Genomic DNA, 2805 nt, shown 5'->3' on the forward strand with positions numbered 1-2805 from the left:
GCCCGACATAGACCGGGATGTGGACGCGATCCGGCCCGATGCCTTCCTGGTAGCGCTGGGAGAACTGCAGAAGCTGCGTGCCTTCGCTGGGCTCGGTGACCTGGCCGCCGCCATCATCAGTGATGTCGCCGCCGGTGACGAGGCCGAGCGGCGTGCCGATGCGGGTGCCGGCCGAATGCAGGCCGGTGGAGACGCCGTCGATCTCGGCCGGCCACTTCTTGTCGGCAACGGCGTTCAGGGCCGCGACATTGCGAAGAAGTGCTGCATCGGTCTTGCCTTCCTGCAGGCAATTGGGGCTGAGGCCGCTTGCCATGCGGCAGGCATGGATATCGGCGACGAAGAGGAAGGTGGCGTCGATCGGCTGGATGCGCTTTCCGGTCTGGCCGAAGGCCACGCGAGGAAGGGCGCAGGCGGCAGCGAAGAGTCCCGTCCGGGTGATGAGCAGACGGCGCGAGATGGTTGCTGGCGAGGGACGTTTCATCGTTACCCGATTAAACATTCTCGACCCGCCTCGTCCAGTTCAATGCCCAGCCGGGGAGACTATCCATGCCAAGGCATGAAAGCTCCTGGGTCGACAGAACAACGGCGGTCTGTCATTGCTCTGCTACATGCACCCAGGGGAGGAAGGCATGAAGAGCCTTACAACCGGCATGGTGCTCGCCATGCTCGCCTTCGCCGGCGGCGCGCAGGCCGCAGACTGCGTCGACGCCAAATCCGCAAAAGCCGGCTTCGTGCTCGAAAAACCCGGCATTAGCAGCGAGTTCCGGCCGGCGCCCGGCGGCATGGTCGCGGTCGCCAACAAATATCAATCGGATTTGCCGCAGACGCAGTATCTCTATGCCGGGCTGATCGAGGTGTTCCGCGACAGCGATACCGGGCGGCTGTCGATGATCCCGCTCGGCGACCTGAAGAAGCTGTTCCCGCTGAAGGCGGGCGCCAAGAGCAAGACCGAATTCGTGCGGCTGTCTTCGAAAAAGGCGCCGCAGGGCACCGAGACGCTGGCGCTCAACGTCAAAGGCAAGGACACCTACAGGCTCGGCGACTGCAAGTATAATGTGCTCGTGGTCGGCGAAACGATCACCGGCAGCACGGGCAACGTCATCGATACCTTCACCGCGCTCTATTCACCGGACCTGCAGGCGGTGCTGGCGCGGCGGTATGATGAGGGGACGAGCGCGCAGAGCGAGGTGGGGTTCGAGAGGATCGAGCCGCTGAAGGAATAGTGGCAGTCGTTCTTGAATTTTCGAGCGAAGGCGATCCCCCCTTTTGTCCTGCCGGCGTCTATCGCAACAGGATTCTGCGGCAGTCACTCGGCTGACAGGACGCCGGCTATTGGCTTGGCGACAAAGGCCGGGTCTTCCCAATGCGGGTTGTGGCCGCAGTCCCGCGCCCAGACCAGACGCGATCCGGCAATTGCCTGGACCAGCGCCCGCTGGTGCGCTTCGCCGAAAAGCGGATCGCGCCCGCCGGCGATGATCAGCGTCGGGACCCGCACGGCCGCGCCGCGGTGGTCAGATCGGTGCGGCGGATCTCTTCGAGAATGGCGCGCCAGCGCGCCGCCGGAATCGCGGAGGCGTCCTGCGCGAGACCGGCGAGAAATGCCTGCGGCACGCCCGGCTGGCAGGCATGCCACCAGTCATAGAACGGATCGGACGGCGAGATCGGGTCGCGCAGGGCCGCCACGCCGTCGATCAGTTGGTGATGCGATCCGAAATCGGGCTTCAGCGTGCTGGCCAGGATGACCAGCCCTCCGATCACGTTCAGATATTGTGCGGCCAGCGCGATCGACACCATGCCGCCAAGCGAGTGTCCGACGACAACCGATCGGTCCAGCCGCAAGCGCCGGATCAGCCCGGCAATGTCGTCAGCGAAATCGGCGACGCTGCACCCCTCGCCCGCATTTGAGGCACCGTGGCCACGCAGAGCCGGCATGATCAGCCGGCGCCCGGAAAGATGCGGGGCCAGCAGCGCAGGCGGCGTTCGCCGTTCTGGAGCGCGAAGGCATCGCTGGCGCGACGCTGGAAAAGGTCGCGGCCCAGGCCGGCGCCTCGAAGGGCATCGTGCTGCACTATTTCCGCAACAAGCAGGAGCTGTTCGAGCACGCCATGCGCGAGGCCAACGCCGTGCTCTGTCACGCCGTCGTCGCCAGACTGCAGCGGGCGCGGTCTCCGATGGAACGGCTGGACGCCGTGATCGAGGGCAATTTCGAGGAGCACCTGTTCCTGCCGCCACTCTGCCATGCCTGGCTGTCGCTCTGCGCCGAGGTGCCGCGCGACGAGAAGCTGGCACGCATCCAGAAGGTGATCCACGCGCGGATGCGCTCGAACCTGTTGTCCGGTCCGCGCGGTCTCGCTTCGCCGCAACTGGCCGAGGAGATCGTGCTCGGCGTCACCGCCTTGATCGACGGGCTGTGGCTCAGGCTCGGCCTGCAGCCGGGCAGCGTCACGCGCGAACAGGCGGTGCGCCAGGTCAAGGACTTCGTCGCGGGGCGACTGGCGCTACGACAGCCAGCGCCCGTTGGCCTGGCCTCGGCTGGATAAAGTTCAGACCGAGCGACAGGCCGCCGGGTGGATGTCGGCTATATGGCGGGGCGAGGTTGACGGCTCAATGGGTGGTCCCAGTCCTTGAACCCAAGCCTTCCCACCTCGTCGAGGATCTGCTCGCGAATCCAGCGATGCGGCGGCTCATCATCGCGACGGGCGTGCCAGTACATTCTGACTGCCGCCGACGGTATCGGGATCGGCGTCCGATAGATGCCGATCGGCAGGGATTTTGCCGCCGCCACCGCGAACTGCGTCGGGACGG

Annotated in this window: 3 protein-coding genes and 3 pseudogenes; 2 read left to right on the plus strand and 4 right to left on the minus strand. The window is 65.7% G+C overall.

What is annotated here, in order from left to right:
* Positions 1-499, minus strand: a pseudogene (locus EOA27_RS30535) (metallophosphoesterase); the annotation flags it as partial.
* Positions 500-629: 130 nt separating this feature from the next.
* On the opposite strand from EOA27_RS30535, the gene EOA27_RS30540 reads away from it, so the two are divergent.
* The gene (locus tag EOA27_RS30540) at positions 630-1223 is read left to right on the plus strand and encodes a hypothetical protein (protein WP_126083206.1); all 594 of its coding nucleotides are present in this window, start codon (positions 630-632) and stop codon (positions 1221-1223) included.
* A gap of 83 nt (positions 1224-1306) precedes the next feature.
* Here EOA27_RS30540 and EOA27_RS42480 read toward each other — a convergent pair whose 3' ends face one another.
* Both EOA27_RS42480 and EOA27_RS30545 read right to left on the minus strand, forming a co-directional pair.
* Positions 1307-1495 carry an alpha/beta fold hydrolase gene (locus EOA27_RS42480; RefSeq protein WP_245467105.1) on the minus strand — a complete coding sequence of 63 codons (189 nt, stop codon included), beginning with the start codon at positions 1493-1495 and terminating at the stop codon, positions 1307-1309.
* Positions 1477-1932: an alpha/beta hydrolase gene (locus tag EOA27_RS30545; RefSeq protein ID WP_245467106.1), complete on the minus strand. Its 456-nt coding sequence runs from the start codon at positions 1930-1932 to the stop codon at positions 1477-1479. The genes EOA27_RS42480 and EOA27_RS30545 overlap by 19 nt, the downstream gene beginning before the upstream one ends.
* A gap of 38 nt (positions 1933-1970) precedes the next feature.
* Here EOA27_RS30545 and betI point away from each other — a divergent pair.
* Positions 1971-2540, plus strand: a pseudogene (gene betI, locus EOA27_RS30550) (transcriptional regulator BetI); the annotation flags it as partial.
* Between the two features lie 38 nt (positions 2541-2578).
* On the opposite strand, the pseudogene EOA27_RS41040 reads toward betI, so the two are convergent.
* A pseudogene (locus EOA27_RS41040) lies at positions 2579-2805 on the minus strand (hypothetical protein); the annotation flags it as partial.

Source organism: Mesorhizobium sp. M2A.F.Ca.ET.037.01.1.1 (assembly GCF_003998075.1).
Taxonomy (GTDB): Bacteria; Pseudomonadota; Alphaproteobacteria; order Rhizobiales; family Rhizobiaceae; genus Mesorhizobium.